This is a genomic window from Arthrobacter sp. R3-55, from assembly GCF_054161505.1.
The window spans coordinates 1,550,440-1,564,195 of record NZ_CP096423.1 but is presented as its reverse complement, the minus strand read 5'-3'; the positions used below and the strand labels follow the sequence as shown (position 1 = coordinate 1,564,195).

Genomic DNA, 13,756 nt, shown 5'->3' with positions numbered 1-13,756 from the left:
TCGTGCCTAAAGAGTGTCGGACCCAGCCGGTAGCTTGAAGACATGAGCTCCTGGAACACCCTCTCCCGCGCCGCCTTCGACCTCGAGACCACCGGGAAGAACTCGCGGTCGGCGCGAATCGTTACCGCGTCCATCACCGTTGTGGACGCCCACGGGGAGCTCATTGCAGAGCACGAATGGCTGGCGGATCCCGGCGTTGAGATTCCCCTTGAAGCCAGTGAAGTGCACGGTGTAACCACAGAGAAGGCTCGTGCGGAAGGCCGCCCGGCGGCAGAGGTCACCCGCGAGGTCGCCGGCGTACTGCAAGGACTGTTCGACGACGGCACTCCGGTCATCGCTTTCAACGCAAGTTACGACTTCACGGTCCTGGCTGCAGAATCCGCCCGCTATGGAGTGCCACAACTGAGCCGTTTCCCGGTGCTGGACCCGTACGTGATGAATAAGCAGGTGGACCGCTATCGCAAGGGCAAGCGCACTCTCACTGCCCTGTGCGAGGAATACGGCGTTGACCTGACCAACGCACACACCTCCGCGGCGGACGCTCTCGCTACGCTGCGCGTGTTGGATGCCATGGCCGGCAAATTTCCCAAGCTGCAGATGCCGGCACCCGCGCTGCACCAGCTGCAAGTAGACTGGGCAGCATCCCAAGCCGCAGATTTCCAGCAGTATTTGCGGCGCAGCAAGCCCACGGCCGTGATCGAGGGCGAGTGGCCGGTTTTGCCGCCTGAGGATGCGAGCCGCGGCGGTTTCTAGACCCGGAGAATCCACCGGCCTGCTGTGTGCGACGCAAGTCACAGCACTTTTCGGGAACCCCAATTTCCGGCTTCTCCGCGTACGGATTCCCCGCGAGGTGCCGTCGTCGGAATAGTCCGGCGCCCGAAGGAGTCTTGATAGGAACTTCGTTCGGCATAACAGAGTGCAAGCAACCATTTATTCGATTCAACGTGCGCCTGTGGCCTGGTGACATAATTAAGTTTGGCGGGTTGAAGTCTGCTAGGGCAGTCAACCTTCGTATTGCTGCCGCATTCCCCGCCCACTGCGAAACGTCTCCGTGACTCGATGAAAGTGATTTCTTCATGAAATTTAAAGCCCCCAAGTGGCTGTCTGTTGCCCCAGTGGCTGCAGCCTTGGTGATTTCCCTGGCAGCATGCGGCGGAGGAACCTCCGAGCCGAGCGGCTCGCCCACCGATGCCCTCGCAGGCAGCGACCAGAAGTCACTGGACACGTTCACCACCGCTGACGTGACGCCCCTGGACAAGATCGACAAGTCCAAGCTGGGCCTCGCCACCGACGGCACCTTGCGCGTTGGCACCCTCTCCGACGCTCCGCCCAACATCTTCATTGATCCTTCCGGCAACTTCACCGGCTACGACAATGAACTCCTGCGCGCCATTGGCGAGAAGCTGGGCCTGAAGGTGGAGTTCGCATCCACCGACTTCTCGGCGCTCCTTTCCCAGGTGGGCAACAAGCAGTTCGACGTCGGATCCTCCTCGATCTCCACCACCGACGCCCGTCGCAAGACCGTTGGCTTCACCAACGGTTACGACTTCGGCTACATGGCCATTGTGACCAAGAGCGACTCCAAGGTCACAGGCTTCGCCGACGTCAAGGAAGGCCTCCGCATCGGCGTCGTCCAGGGCACCGTCCAGGATGACTACATGACGAACACGCTCAAAATCGAGCCGGTACGTTTCCCTGACTACAACACGGTCTACGGCAACGTGAAGAACGGCCAGATCGACGCGTGGGTTGCTCCGTCCCAGCAGGCCGAAGGCCAGGTCAAGGAAGGCGACAACACCAAGATCGCCGAGAAAGTTGTCAACACCCAGAACTTCACCGCGTACGCCGTGAACAAAGACAACCAGCCGCTGATCGACGCCTTGAACTCCGGCTTGGATGCTGTCATTGCTGATGGCACCTGGGCCAAGCTCACGGCCGAGTGGTACAAGGACCGTCCGACTGCTGCCGAGCAGACCCCCCAGGGTTGGAAGCCGGGCAGCAAGGCCGTCCAGCTCCCCGCCAAGTAAACAAGGCGTTCCATGGATATCCTCAATCAATTAGCCGAGACCTTCTTTGACTGGGAGGCAATGGGCGAAGTCCTTCCCAAGATGTTCGCCGTCGGCCTGCCAAATACCATCGTCCTGGCCGTCGTCTCGGGCATCATCGGGACCGCGATCGGAATGCTGCTCGCCCTGATGGGGATTTCCCGGAACGCAGCAGCACGGTGGATAGCCCGCATTTACACGGACATTCTCCGCGGGCTTCCTCCGGTGCTGACCATTCTGGTGATCGGGTTCGGTTTTGGCCCCATCATTCGTGAGCTGACAGGCTCCACCAGCCCGTACCCCATGGCCATCGCGGCGTTGTCCTTGATGTCCGGTGCATACATTGGCGAAATTTTCCGTTCCGGCATCCAAAGCGTGGACAAGGGGCAGCTCGAAGCAACCCGTGCCCTCGGGTTCAGTTACGGCTCGTCCATGCGCCTGGTGGTAGTACCCCAAGGAATCCGAAGGGTCCTTCCTGCCTTGGTCAACCAGTTCATTGCGTTGATCAAGGAATCCTCGTTGGTGTTCATGCTTGGCCTCCTGGCAACAGAGCGTGAGATTTTCCAGATCGGCAAGGACGCAGCCGCCAACAGCGGCAACTTGTCCCCCTACGTGGCAGCAGCCATCTTCTATCTGGCGCTGACCATTCCGCTCACGCACTTCGTGAACTTTATTGACGCCCGCATGCGCGCCGGTCGCCCCGAGAAGAAGGAACCGGACGAGGCAGCGGCCGTCGTTGGAAAAGGAGCGCAGGCATGAGTGAATTCGCATCAGGATCGTTGACGGCGAAGAACATCCACCTGTCTTTCGGCAGCAATCACGTACTGCGTGGGATCGACCTGCACGTGGAGAAGGGCACCACGGCTTCGGTGATCGGCCCTTCAGGCTCGGGCAAGTCGACGCTGCTGCGCGTGATGAACCGCCTCATCGAGCCGGACCAGGGCGACATCCTGCTGGACGGCCGGTCTGTGCTCAAGGACAACCCCGACGAATTGCGCCGCCGCATAGGCATGGTGTTCCAGCAGTTCAACCTGTTCCCCCACAAGACCGTGGCGGAGAACATTTCGCTGGCACTGCGCAAACTCCGTGGCATGTCCAAGGAGCAGGCACGCGAGGAAGCCTTGGCCCAGCTGGACCTGGTGGGCTTGAAGCACAAAGCTGACTCGCGTCCGGCAAACCTCTCCGGTGGCCAGCAGCAGCGTGTGGCAATTGCCCGCGCCTTGGCCATGAAGCCCGAGGTGATGTTCTTTGATGAAGCCACCTCAGCCCTCGACCCGGAGCTCGTGAAGGGCGTCCTTGCCCTCATGGCGGATCTGGCCCAAGGCGGAATGACCATGGTGGTGGTGACCCACGAGATGGGCTTCTCGCGCAACGTTTCCGATGTTGTGACCTTCATGGACGCCGGCGTGGTGGTGGAATCCGGTCCTCCGGAACAACTCTTCACCAATCCGCAGACGGCACGCCTGCAGGGCTTCCTGTCGGACGTTCTCTAGCCGGAACCGACCAAGCCTTGAGAACCCCGCCTTCGCGTTGCGAAGGCGGGGTTCTTTGCTGTGCTCAGTGTCCCGCCAGGATCACTGCCCGGCTTTGACCCGTAGCACGGTCAGAGCTGCGGCATCGACTTTGGCCCTGAAGGAGGCATCCTCTGTGGCCTTCTTCACCACTGCCTGGTGCATGGCAGGAATACTCCCGGGGTCCGCGCACACCAGCATGGTTCCACCGGCACCAAAGAAGTTCAGGGCGCGGTCAGCATCGGACCAGGACTCCAGTTGCGCTGCGCTGCAGAGATCGTCCGAAAGAACGATCCCCGTGAAACCGGCATCAGCGCGCAGCATGGTGTCCATCACCGTAGGCGAGAACGGTGCGATGTTGGCGGGATCAATCTTGTCATAGTAGGCGTTCGACACCATGACCCACCGCGTACCGGAGTTGATGGCAGCCTGGAACGGTTCCAGTGCGGGATCGTCGCGGGTGGTGGAGGTATCCCTGACATCACTGGTGACATCAGTGTTGGGAACAACCCTGCCCAAGCCTGGGAAGTGCTTCACTACGGGCGCCACGCCCGCGTCCTTCATGCCGTCAGCGAAGGCATTGCCCAGGGTTGAGACGGTTCCGGGGGCGTAACCGTACTCCCGTTGGAAGTGGCCGATGGGTGAATTGGACGGAGCAAACTCCGCACTGGTGACGGTGTCCAGAACGGGAGCAAGGTTGACGTTGATACCGGCGCTCCGCAGTTCCTTGCCCCACACAGCAGCGTCAGCCCGAAGCTTCGCCTGCCCGGCCCCTGCTTGAACCAAGGCAGTGGGAATGGTCGAGAACCCCGGACCGGAAAGAACCTGCACATACCCGCCTTCCTGGTCGGTGGCCACGAAGAGTGGCACACCACCGGTGGTCCCGGCGGAGACCGTGCCCGTCAGGGAAGACACCACCGAAGCGGTGGCGGCGCTGCCTGCTTTGCTGCGACCGCTCAGGTAGACATTGCCGGCGTGGTACTCCTTCAATGCCTGCATGGTTCCCGGCTCAGCGCCTGTAGCCTTGGCTGCCACCATGAACAGCTGACCCACCCGTTGCTCAAGGCTCAGGGCCGCCAGCTGCTGCTCAACAGCCGTGGCAGTGCTGGTGGCAGGGGCGGCAGACGGGGCAGGATCCCCGGATGGCTCGGATGTTGGCGACGCGGTGCCGGGTGCCGGGGTTGCCGGCTGCGGAGAGCTTGGTGGCGGAGAAGCAGAGGCCGACGCCGTCCCTTCCGTTGGCGAGGCGTCGGTGCTTCCGCCGCCGCTTGAGCAGCCGGACGCGACGGCGAGCAAAGCTCCAGCCGCTGCGATGCTTACACCGAAGGATGCGATTCTCTGGGTCTTGCGCATGGTAAACCGTTAGTTCGTTGGGGGTGGGTTTCCATCTACGAGCCTACCCCGTGCGGACGCAACAATGCCCCGGCCACGTGCTTTTGGCACCTGGCCGGGGGCATCGGCAAGATCAGGCCGTGGCGCCTGCAGCAGCCCGGGCAGCTGCAGGAAGAGCCTCAAAAATACGGTTCATGGCTGCGTCGTCGTGAGCGGCAGACAGGAACCAGGCTTCGAAGACGGAGGGCGGAAGGTAAACGCCTGAGTCCAGCATGGAGTGGAAGAACGGTGCGTAGCGGTAGCTCTCCTGGGCCTGGGCGTCGTCGTAATTGTGCACGCCGTGGGCCGAGGTACCAAAGGCCACCGAGAAGAGGTTCCCGGCCCGCTGGATGGAGTGGTCAACGCCGGCGGCATCAAGGGCTGAGGACAACGCCGCGGAGAGTTCCAGCGAGCGGGCATCAACGTAGGCGTAGACCTCGGGTGTGGCATTGGTCAGTGTTGCCACGCCGGCGGCCATGGCCACAGGGTTTCCGGACAACGTGCCCGCCTGGTAAACCGGGCCAACAGGGGCGAGGTAGTCCATGACGTCGGCACGGCCGCCAAGGGCCGCCGTCGGCATTCCGCCACCGATGACCTTACCGAAGGTGAGCAGGTCAGGGGCCCACCCTTCCTGGCGACCCGTCAAGCCCCAATAGCCTGAGTAGCCCGTACGGAAACCGGTGAGGACTTCGTCCACGATCAGGAGGGCACCGTGTTCCTTGGTGATACGGGACAGTCCTGCGTTGAAGCCTTCTCCCGGGGTGACGACGCCCATGTTGGCAGGAGCCGCTTCGGTGATGACGGCGGCAATATGGTTCCCGTGTGTGGCGAAGGCAGCCTCTACGGCAGCGAGATCGTTGTAGGGCAGCACCAGGGTTTCAGCAGCTGTAGCTTCAGTGACGCCAGCGGACCCGGGAAGGGCGAGGGTGGCAACGCCTGAACCTGCCGCTGCCAGCAAGCCGTCCAGGTGGCCGTGGTAGCAGCCTGCGAACTTGATGATCAGGTTGCGGCCGGTGAAGCCACGGGCCAGGCGTACGGCGGTCATGGTGGCTTCCGTGCCGGTGGACACCATGCGCAGACGCTCGACGGCGGACACGCGCTCCTTGACGATCTGGGCGAGGTTGGCCTCATCCGGAGTGGAAGCACCGAAGGACAGTCCCCGATCCACGGCTGCGTGCACGGCGTCGAGCACAGCAGGGTGTGCATGGCCGAGCAAGGCAGGTCCCCAGGAACACACCAGGTCCACGTACTCCTTGCCGTCGGCATCCGTGAGGTAGGCGCCCTTGGCCGAAACCATGAACTTCGGGGTGCCGCCTACGGATCCGAAGGCGCGGACCGGGGAGTTCACGCCGCCGGGCATCAGGGACCGGGCGCGGTCGAAGAGCTGATCGGACACAGGGGTGTTGGAAGTCATGATTCCTATTCTTTCAGTGATTCAGGAGCAGCAGGTCTGCGGTAGGTGCTCTAGGCGGAGGCCAGCAGCTCAGCGACCCGCGGGGCCACCTCGGTGCCGTAGAGCTCGATGCAACGCATCATGGACTGGTGCGGCAGGGTCCCATTGCTGTATTTGAGGTCGAAGCGGTCTACGCCCAGGTTGCGTTTGAGCAGGACGATCTTTTGCGCCACAGTCTCCGGGGATCCCACATACAGTGCGCCTTCGGGACCGCACATGGCGTCGAATTCGCTGCGGTTGCCGGGGCCCCAGCCGCGTTCGGCACCGATCCTGTTCCGTTGGTCAAGCCAATGCGGGAAGAGCTCCTCCCGCGCAGCCGCGTCAGTATCGGCGATGAAACCGGGCGAATGTGTTGCGATCTGCCGCATGGGGTGCCCGTACTTTGCCATCGCCTCACGGTAAAGGTTGACCAGGGGGGCAAAGCGGCGGGGTTCTCCCCCGATGATGGCGAAAATGATCGGATAGCCGTATTCCGCGCAACGAAGGACGGACTCCGGTGTTCCGCCCACACCAATCCAGGTGGGCAGCAGGTGATGCTGCAATTTCGGGTACACCTGCAGCCCGTTGACGTTGGGACGGGTGCGGCCTTCCCAGTGAACCGGCTTCTGCGCACGGACCTTGTCGAAGAGCTCCAGCTTTTCCTCGAAAAGGACTTCGTAGTCTGCCAGGTCAAGGCCGAACAGCGGGAAGGATTCGACGAACGAACCCCTTCCGAGCATCACCTCGGCCCTGCCGTTGGATAGCGCATCCACGGTGGAGAATCGCTGGAAAACGCGAATGGGATCATCTGAGCTCAGCACTGTGACGGCTGAGCCCAGTCTGATTCGGGAGGTCACTGCGGCGGCGGCTGCGAGGAAGACCTCCGGCGCGGATACTGCGAAGTCCCGGCGATGGTGCTCTCCCACCCCGAAGGCATGGATACCGACGGCATCAGCCAGTTTTGCTTCCTCGAGCAGCTCGCGCAGTACGCGGGCGTGTTCCTTGGGGTTTCCGTCGGAGTCGACCCCGGCGTCACCAAAGGTGTTCAGGCCCAGGAGAATCTCATTGGCTGCTACCGGCGCCGCGGGATCGGAGGGAACGGATGTCATCAGGACTCCTTCAGCCAGCCCGCCAGTTCGGAGGCCCAGTAGGTCAGCACGGTATCGGCTCCGGCACGCTTGATCCCCAGGACGGACTCGGTGATGGCACCGCGCCTGTCGATCCAGCCGTTGGCTGCAGCCGCTTCGATCATGGCGTACTCACCGGAGATTTGGTAGGCCGAGACGGGCACGGGGCTCATGGCCGCCACGTCGGCAAGGATGTCGAGGTAGCTCATGGCGGGTTTGACCATGACCATGTCGGCGCCTTCTTCGAGGTCCAGTTCCACTTCCAGGATGGCTTCGCGGCGGTTCGCTGCATCCATCTGGTATGTCCGGCGGTCCCCCTTGAGTTGGGAATCAACCGCCTCACGGAACGGGCCGTAGAAGGCTGACGCGTATTTGGCAGCGTAGGCAAGGACAGCGGTGTTCTTGTGGCCGGATTCTTCCAACGCCTGGCGAATGACGGCGATCTGGCCGTCCATCATTCCCGACGGTCCCAGCACGTGCGCTCCGGCATCTGCCTGGGCCACGGCCATCCGGCCGTAGATCTCCAGGGTGGCATCGTTGTCCACATAGCCTTCGGAGTCGAGGACTCCACAGTGTCCATGATCGGTGAACTCGTCCAGGCAGACGTCGCCCATGATGACCAGGTCGTCTCCTACCTCCGCCTTGACGTCGCGGATGGCCTTGTTCAGGACACCTTCCGGGTCCAGCGAAGCGGTGCCTTGGGCATCGCGCACGGCGGGCACACCGAACAGCATGATGCCGCCCACTCCGAGCTCCACAGCTTCGGCGGCAGCGCGTTTCAGGGAGTCAGTGGTGTGTTGGACGACTCCCGGCATGGAGCTGATGGGGCTCGGCTCGGTGAGGCCCTCCCGGATGAAGGCCGGGAGGATGAGGTCGGCAGGTGCCAGCCGGTTCTCAGCGGTGAGCCTGCGCATGGCGGGAGTGGTGCGCAGACGGCGGGGACGATGGTTCGGAAAGCTCATTGCGGGTTCCCTTCGTTGGCGAAAACAGTTTCCAGGGCGGCCACTATGCCGTCCGGGGTGGGGTCTTTGGCGACTGCAGCTACGGTGAGCCCCAAGCGGGAAGCTTCAGCCGCCGTCGGACGTCCTATGGCGATCAGCCTGCACGTGCCCAGTGGCAACAAGGATTCGGCGATGCGGCGCGCAGCGCTGGGAGAGGCAGCCACCACGGCGTCCAGCGTTCCGGTGTCCAGCGCGGACCGCGCCTCTTCCGGGCTGAGCGTGGGCGGCACGCCGTTCCCGGAAGGCACGACGACGTCCGGCAGTTCCGCTCTCAGGCGCAGTTCCGCCCGGGCCGGGTAGTCCACTGTGTGGTAGGCGATGACGGAGGTTACGTCTGCGCCTTTGGCGGCCAGGCCTTCACGAAGCCCCGGTGCAGCGATGTCGGCCTGAGGCAGGAGGACCCGTTCCGGCGCTGGTTCCCACAGCTCCACCAGGCCATCGGCGGACTGACGTTCGGTGGGTGCAAGGTGGACGGAGAGCCCGATGGATTCGAGCACCTTGACCGATGACGGCCCGATGGCGGCCACGCGTGTAGCGGCCGGGACCAGCCCGGCCGGCGTGGTTCCCCTCTCGGCAGCCTTCTCAAGAAGGACCCTGGTGCTGGTAATGCTGCTGATGACCAGCCAATCGAAGCCGCCGGTTGCCAACCGGTCAAGAACGGCATCCAGGGTTGCCTGGTCCTTGGCCCGTTCAAAATCGATCAGTGGCAGCACCAAGGGTGCGGCGCCGAGGTTGTTGAGGAGTGACACCAGCGGCTGTGCCCGATCGGCGCTCCTGGTGATCAGGATGCGCCGACCGGTCAACCTCTGGCGATCATGCTGTTCAGGATGCGGCAAGGTCCGCGATCTCCGCGGCGCCGGCAGCGAGCAACAGCTCAGCCACTTCGATGCCGAGCAAGGTGGCGCCCACTTCGGTGAGGCCGTCGGTGGCCTTCTTCTCGCGGACGGTCTTGGTGCCATCCACGGCACAGACCACTGCTTCGAGGTACAGCATGCTGCCCTTGCGGAAAGCGTAGGCGCCTACCGGAGCAGCGCAGCCCGCTTCGAGCCTGGCCAGTACGGCGCGCTCGGCCGTCACGGCCAAGCGGGTGTCGTCGTCGTCAAGTGCTGCCAGGGCCTGGGCCAGGACGCCATTGGAGCCATCCGTGCGGGGAGCGTCTTCCGTACGGCACTCAATGGCCAAAGCCCCCTGCCCGGGGGCAGGCAACATGACGTCGGATTCGAAGAACTCGCTAACAGTGTCCAGCCGGTCCATGCGCTGCAAGCCCGCAGCGGCCAACACCACGGCATCGAGGTCGCAGGACTTGCCCGGGACTACTTCATGGGTGGTGTTTCCCGGCAAGCCCGGGACGCGGCCAAGGCGTGTGTCCACATTCCCACGGATATCCAGTACCTCTATGTCCGGACGTGCCGCACGAAGCTGAGCGGCACGCCTGGGTGAGCCTGTGCCTACTTTGGCTCCGCCCGGCAGCTCGGCGAGCGTCAGTCCATCGCGTGCACAGAGGACGTCACGGACATCCACCCGCTTGGGTGTTGCGGCAATGCTGAGCCCGGGTGCAGCCCCCGTGGGCAGGTCCTTCAAGGAGTGCACGGCGACATCGCACGTCTGAGCGAGCAAGGCGTCCCGCAAGGCCGCAACGAACACGCCCGTGCCGCCCATTTGGGAGAGGGAACCTGTTTTGACGTCGCCCTCGGTCTTGATGTGCACCAGCTCCACCGGGAAGCCGCCAACCGCGGACAACTTGTCCGCCGTCTGCTGCGTCTGCGTCAGGGCCAGCTTGCTGGCCCTGGTGCCGATGCGTACGGTCACTTGGCAGCCTCCGTAGCCGGGTAGGGGTCGTGGCCGATACCCACTGTGGTGCCAACTTCGGAGATAACGGGTTTGGCCCCGCGGAAGTTCTCGCAGCAGTTGGGACGGCAGACGTCATACCAAGCTCCGAGGTCCGTGACGTGGGGACGCTCGGCGATGTTGTTTTCCACCGTGCGTTCGCAGATCAGGTCCACCAGTCCCGAGACAAACGCCGCATGCGGACCCGGGGTGGGAACACGGGTTGCTTCGACACCCAGGTTCTTGCAGGTTTCCAGTGCCTCGGTGTCGAGGTCCCAGGCAACTTCCATGTGATCACTGACGAAACCGAGGGGAACTATCACCACACCACGGACGCCTTGAGGGGCAATTTCCTCGAGGTGGTCATTGATGTCCGGCTCGAGCCAGGGAATGTGCGGGGCGCCGGAACGCGACTGGTACACCAGGTCCCAGGCAACGTTGGGGGCCACGACATCCATGATGGCTTTGGCGTTGGCCAAATGCTGCGCGGCATAAGCGGAACCCTCGGCAAATTCGCGGGGCTCGTCCTCGGACCGTCCAGCTGCCTCAGCGTCCCGGGTAGGGATGGAGTGCGTAGCGAAAAGGACACGGATCTTGGAATCCGGGTCAGCCTCACCGGCGTCAGCGAGCTTGCCACGGATCTCTTCCAAGCCCGCAGAGGTACCCTCCAGGAAGGGCTGGACCACACCGGGGTGGTCGAAGTATTGGCGGATCTTGTCCACTTGGAGCTTGCCGTCCAGCCCGGTCTCCGTCAGGGCAACGCCAATGTCCTCGCGGTACTGGCGGCAGCTGGAGTAACAGGAGTAGATGCTGGTGGTGAGCATCAACAGCCGGCGGTGTCCGGCGTCGTAGGCGTCCTGGAGGACCGGGGCGATGTACGGATCCCAGTTCCGGTTGCCCCAAAGAACCGGCAGTTCAATGCCGCGTCGGGCCAGTTCGGCCTCGATGGCGGCCTTCAAATCACGGTTCTGCTGGTTGATGGGGCTGATTCCACCAAAGGCGCGGTAGTGGTGCGAGACCTCTTCGAGCCGCTCATCGGGGATGCCGCGGCCGCGGGTGACGTTGCGCAGGAACGGAATGACGTCATCCTGGCCTTCGGGACCACCGAAGGACGCCAGCAGTACGGCGTCGTAGCGCTTGGGCTCCTGGCGCCCGCGCTCAGTGATGGCGTTCGGTGCTGTGGAGATAACGGGCTGGATCATGCGAGCACCTCGGCAATTTCGGCGGCCGTGACACGGCGTCCGGTGTAGAAGGGGATTTCTTCGCGAACGTGGTGGCGCGCTTCGGTGGCACGCAAGTGGCGCATCAGGTCCACCAGGTCCACCAGTTCCGGCGCTTCGAGACCAAGGATCCATTCCCAGTCACCCAGTGCGAAGGAGGAAACAGTATTGGAGATGACCTGCGGGAATTCCCGTCCCAGCAAACCGTGGTCACGGAGCATCTTCCCGCGCTCGTCCGTCGGTAGCAGGTACCACTCATAGGAGCGGACAAAGGGGTAGACGCAGAGCCAGGTGCTCGGCTCGACGCCCCTCGCGTACGCAGGTACGTGGCTCTTGGAGAACTCGGCCTCGCGGTGCACGCCCATCGCTGACCATACGATCTCGGTTCCTGCAAAGAGCTTGCTGCGGCGGATGGACCGCACGGCTGCCTGCAGATCCTCCGGCTTGGGTCCGTGGAGCCACACCATGATGTCTGCATCCGAACGCATGGCCGAGACGTCGTAGCTACCGCGGAGGATCACTCCACCGTCAGCGAGCTTCTCCGCGAGGGCTTCGAATTCCTGGGCGGCATCTCCGCTGCGCAGGACGTCGGCCGAGCGCTTGAAGACCGTCCACAGCGTGTAGAACTGTTCTTCGGTTTCAGCAGTTTTAGTGACAGATTCGGCAGAAGTGTGGCTCATGGTTCAAGTTTGCCCCGTGCCAGCCGCTAAGTCGAAACGGATATGTTCTACAGGGCGTAGAAGTGATGCAAATCACAAAGAATGCTGATCGTCGGACCCCACAAGAGCGAGCTGCGCCTTGGTGTCAGCCACTACTGCGGCGAGGCCGTTTCCGGCGAGCCAGCCACCCACCACGGAGAGTCCTTCCACCCCGGCGCACACCTTCCGCACTTGCTCCACGCGCTGTTTATGACCGACGGCGGCAAAGGGCAAAGCTCCAGCCCACCGCACCACATCCCAATCAACGATGTCCGCCCGGGAAACCGGCACCGTCAGCAATGCGGAGGCATCCTCCAAGGCCGCAGCCAGGAGTGACTGGTCATCCAGGACGAGATCCGCTCCCCCACCGGCCTCTTCACGCCTGCCATAGGAGAGGCGCAAAACGTGCGTACCCGGACCGGCCTCACCGGCCAGCCAATCCCACTTCGCCGTTGCATGCGTCAGTGCCTTGGCCTTGATCCCCGGAGTTTGGGGCGCCACCAATATCCCGGTTCCACGGGGCCTGCCATCGAGTTGCGGCAAGTCCACCACCAAGGTCACCAAACTCACCAGAGGCCCGGGAGAGGGGCGCAATTCCGACAATTCCGGCAACGACTGCTCAAGAAGCCCGACGGCGGCCGGGCCGTCGAGCGCCACCACCAGCCGGCCGGCGTCGTACGTGGAACCGCCCGCGGCGACCTGCCAGCCGTCCGGAGTTTTCACCACGGCGTCGGCGCGCATTCCGGTGACCAATCGGACTCCGCGTTCGCGCAGGTTCTCCACGAGCGCCGATACCAGCGAGTTCATGCCGCCTTTCAGGCCGGCGACGGCGGAGCCCGCTTTGGACGGGCGGGAAGTGGCTCCGGCAGCGGCCTTGCGCTGGGCCGCCACAGCGGCGGCAAGTGAACCATGCTGACGGATGCCCGCCCGCAGCCCGGGCGCAACCATGTCCACATCCAGGAGACCGGGATCGGCCGAATGCACACCGCCCACCACTGGGGAAACAAGCCGCTCAAGGACCCTTTTGCCCATGCGGGCACGGACCAGGGCAGAAACGCTGGTCACCTCCGAGGATGTCCCCACGGATGCAGGAAGCCATCTGTCCACCGAGGCACGAAGGGCTCCAGCGAGTCCCAGGGAGCGTCGGACTTCCGGATCCCAGGGATTGGCCGGAATGCCCAGGACACCTGTTTTAGGTAGTTCCCGGGGCCCATCGGGCAACTGAACCCAGGCACCTCCGGGGTGCGGTGCAACAATCCTGTCCGCCAGGCCAAGTTCACCGGCGAGGTCGGCAACAGCCGGGGACCGGGTGGCAAACGACTCCGCCCCGCTGTCCAACTGCAGCCCCGCCACAACGTGGCTGCCGACGCAGCCACCCCAGGCTTCTTTCGCTTCCAGGACTGTGACGGCAAAGCCGGCAATCGCCAGTTCACGGGCAGCGATCAGGCCGGAGACACCGCCACCCACCACAAGGGCGGACGGAGCGTCGGACGGCGTCCCGGGCGTTGCGTGCACCCCGCGCAT

General features: G+C 63.6%; 13 protein-coding genes. 4 read left to right on the top strand and 9 right to left on the bottom strand.

Annotation, left to right across the window (positions count from 1 at the left end; genetic code table 11):
• The first annotated feature begins 42 nt into the window (after nt 1–42).
• The 4 genes from M1D51_RS07385 to M1D51_RS07370 all read left to right on the top strand — a co-directional run bounded on the left by M1D51_RS07385 (nt 43) and on the right by M1D51_RS07370 (nt 3,538).
• On the top strand, nt 43–753 hold the full coding sequence (locus M1D51_RS07385) for a 3'-5' exonuclease (protein ID WP_172325483.1): 711 nt from the start codon (nt 43–45) through the stop codon (nt 751–753).
• Nucleotides 754–1,076: 323 nt separating this feature from the next.
• Nucleotides 1,077–2,027: an ABC transporter substrate-binding protein gene (locus M1D51_RS07380; protein ID WP_216660121.1), complete on the top strand. Its 951-nt coding sequence runs from the start codon at nt 1,077–1,079 to the stop codon at nt 2,025–2,027.
• Nucleotides 2,028–2,039: 12 nt separating this feature from the next.
• Nucleotides 2,040–2,804, top strand: coding sequence for an amino acid ABC transporter permease (locus M1D51_RS07375; protein WP_216660120.1), 765 nt, complete (start codon nt 2,040–2,042; stop codon nt 2,802–2,804).
• Nucleotides 2,801–3,538: an amino acid ABC transporter ATP-binding protein gene (locus M1D51_RS07370; RefSeq protein WP_172325482.1), complete on the top strand. Its 738-nt coding sequence runs from the start codon at nt 2,801–2,803 to the stop codon at nt 3,536–3,538. The genes M1D51_RS07375 and M1D51_RS07370 overlap by 4 nt, the downstream gene beginning before the upstream one ends.
• A gap of 81 nt (nt 3,539–3,619) precedes the next feature.
• On the opposite strand, the gene M1D51_RS07365 is transcribed toward M1D51_RS07370, so the two are convergent.
• The 9 genes from M1D51_RS07365 to hemG form a co-directional block, all read right to left on the bottom strand.
• Nucleotides 3,620–4,909, bottom strand: a complete 1,290-nt coding sequence (locus M1D51_RS07365) for a glycoside hydrolase family 3 N-terminal domain-containing protein (RefSeq protein ID WP_458109071.1) — start codon at nt 4,907–4,909, stop codon at nt 3,620–3,622.
• A gap of 112 nt (nt 4,910–5,021) precedes the next feature.
• Nucleotides 5,022–6,341 carry a glutamate-1-semialdehyde 2,1-aminomutase gene (hemL, locus tag M1D51_RS07360; RefSeq protein ID WP_172326365.1) on the bottom strand — a complete coding sequence of 440 codons (1,320 nt, stop codon included), beginning with the start codon at nt 6,339–6,341 and terminating at the stop codon, nt 5,022–5,024.
• Nucleotides 6,342–6,391: 50 nt separating this feature from the next.
• Nucleotides 6,392–7,468 (bottom strand): LLM class flavin-dependent oxidoreductase, encoded by a 1,077-nt coding sequence (locus tag M1D51_RS07355; protein ID WP_458109070.1) that lies wholly within the window; start codon nt 7,466–7,468, stop codon nt 6,392–6,394.
• Nucleotides 7,468–8,448 carry a porphobilinogen synthase gene (gene hemB, locus M1D51_RS07350; protein WP_172325945.1) on the bottom strand — a complete coding sequence of 327 codons (981 nt, stop codon included), beginning with the start codon at nt 8,446–8,448 and terminating at the stop codon, nt 7,468–7,470. Before hemB ends, M1D51_RS07355 begins: the two co-directional genes overlap by 1 nt.
• Nucleotides 8,445–9,323: a uroporphyrinogen-III synthase gene (locus M1D51_RS07345; protein WP_458109069.1), complete on the bottom strand. Its 879-nt coding sequence runs from the start codon at nt 9,321–9,323 to the stop codon at nt 8,445–8,447. The genes hemB and M1D51_RS07345 overlap by 4 nt, the downstream gene beginning before the upstream one ends.
• Nucleotides 9,310–10,296 (bottom strand): hydroxymethylbilane synthase, encoded by a 987-nt coding sequence (hemC, locus tag M1D51_RS07340; protein ID WP_458109068.1) that lies wholly within the window; start codon nt 10,294–10,296, stop codon nt 9,310–9,312. Before hemC ends, M1D51_RS07345 begins: the two co-directional genes overlap by 14 nt.
• Nucleotides 10,293–11,516, bottom strand: a complete 1,224-nt coding sequence (locus M1D51_RS07335; RefSeq protein ID WP_458109067.1) for a ferrochelatase — start codon at nt 11,514–11,516, stop codon at nt 10,293–10,295. Before M1D51_RS07335 ends, hemC begins: the two co-directional genes overlap by 4 nt.
• Complete coding sequence (gene hemQ / locus M1D51_RS07330; RefSeq protein WP_458109066.1) at nt 11,513–12,214, bottom strand: hydrogen peroxide-dependent heme synthase; 702 nt, start codon at nt 12,212–12,214, stop codon at nt 11,513–11,515. The genes M1D51_RS07335 and hemQ overlap by 4 nt, the downstream gene beginning before the upstream one ends.
• Before the next feature lie 72 nt (nt 12,215–12,286).
• Nucleotides 12,287–13,756: a protoporphyrinogen oxidase gene (gene hemG, locus M1D51_RS07325; RefSeq protein ID WP_458109065.1), complete on the bottom strand. Its 1,470-nt coding sequence runs from the start codon at nt 13,754–13,756 to the stop codon at nt 12,287–12,289.

What these genes read in the sequence shown, in the direction of transcription:
- M1D51_RS07355 (WP_458109070.1), bottom strand. Translation starts at nt 7,468, where the DNA reads ATGACATCCGTTCCCTCCGATCCCGCGGCGCCGGTAGCAGCCAATGAG.
- hemB (WP_172325945.1), bottom strand. Translation starts at nt 8,448, where the DNA reads ATGAGCTTTCCGAACCATCGTCCCCGCCGTCTGCGCACCACTCCCGCC.
- M1D51_RS07335 (WP_458109067.1), bottom strand. Translation starts at nt 11,516, where the DNA reads ATGATCCAGCCCGTTATCTCCACAGCACCGAACGCCATCACTGAGCGC.
- M1D51_RS07385 (WP_172325483.1), top strand. Translation starts at nt 43, where the DNA reads ATGAGCTCCTGGAACACCCTCTCCCGCGCCGCCTTCGACCTCGAGACC.
- M1D51_RS07380 (WP_216660121.1), top strand. Translation starts at nt 1,077, where the DNA reads ATGAAATTTAAAGCCCCCAAGTGGCTGTCTGTTGCCCCAGTGGCTGCA.
- hemG (WP_458109065.1), bottom strand. Translation starts at nt 13,756, where the DNA reads ATGCGCGGGGTGCACGCAACGCCCGGGACGCCGTCCGACGCTCCGTCC.
- M1D51_RS07370 (WP_172325482.1), top strand. Translation starts at nt 2,801, where the DNA reads ATGAGTGAATTCGCATCAGGATCGTTGACGGCGAAGAACATCCACCTG.
- hemL (WP_172326365.1), bottom strand. Translation starts at nt 6,341, where the DNA reads ATGACTTCCAACACCCCTGTGTCCGATCAGCTCTTCGACCGCGCCCGG.
- hemQ (WP_458109066.1), bottom strand. Translation starts at nt 12,214, where the DNA reads ATGAGCCACACTTCTGCCGAATCTGTCACTAAAACTGCTGAAACCGAA.
- M1D51_RS07375 (WP_216660120.1), top strand. Translation starts at nt 2,040, where the DNA reads ATGGATATCCTCAATCAATTAGCCGAGACCTTCTTTGACTGGGAGGCA.
- M1D51_RS07365 (WP_458109071.1), bottom strand. Translation starts at nt 4,909, where the DNA reads ATGCGCAAGACCCAGAGAATCGCATCCTTCGGTGTAAGCATCGCAGCG.